Source organism: Vibrio sp. D173a (assembly GCF_030248475.1).
In genome coordinates, this window is sequence record NZ_JAHGAH010000638.1 from 1 (window position 1) to 729 (window position 729).

Consider the following 729-nt stretch of genomic DNA (forward strand, 5'->3'; position numbering starts at 1 on the left):
AGAGGCGCCGGTTGCCCCGATCACTTATCAACGTCAAATCCAGTCTGGAGAGATGCAGCAAATTGATGAAAATACCATTCGTATGGACATTACCTACAACGATGGTGAAAAAGCGGTATTGATGGGGGTGCGCGATGGCGATAACGTCAGCTACTACCTCGATGGCGCACTGGTCTCTGAAACCTCAATTCAAGCGCTAGAGCAGCTAGCCGCTGAGAAAGTATAATGCTTTCAACTTGATGAAGACAAAAGAAAAGCCGCTGGATTTAACCCCAGCGGCTTCGTATTTTCTAGCATCTAGATTAGTTGTTGCTGTGCAGCTCGCTGTTTAGTTCAACAGCAGACTTGTTAGCAAGACATTCGATTTGACCTGTCACTGAGTTGCGACGGAATAGAAGGTCAGAAACGCCAGCTAGGTCACGAGCTTTAACGACTTCAACTTCTTGACCAGAAGAATCAAGCATGCGTACTTTAGAACCCGCAGTTACGTACAGGCCAGATTCAACAGTACAACGGTCACCTAGAGGGAAACCAAGACCCGCGTTTGCACCTAGCAGTGAGTTCTCACCGATAGAAACCACAACTGTACCGCCGCCAGACAGACTACCCATGATAGAAGCACCGCCGCCGATGTCAGAACCGTTACCGACAACTACACCAGCAGAGATACGACCTTCAACCATGCTCACGCCAGTAGTACCTGCGTTGAAGTTGATGAAGCCTTCGTGC

At 48.8% G+C, this 729-nt stretch carries 1 protein-coding gene and 1 pseudogene; one reads left to right on the plus strand and one right to left on the minus strand.

Annotated features, from left to right (window positions below; all coding sequences use genetic code 11):
* Positions 1 to 226, plus strand: a pseudogene (locus KIV40_RS28135) (hypothetical protein); the annotation flags it as partial.
* A 76-nt stretch (positions 227 to 302) separates the two neighbouring features.
* Here KIV40_RS28135 and KIV40_RS28140 read toward each other — a convergent pair.
* The coding region (locus tag KIV40_RS28140; protein WP_285352494.1) for a DapH/DapD/GlmU-related protein at positions 303 to 729 on the minus strand (427 nt) is incomplete at its 5' end.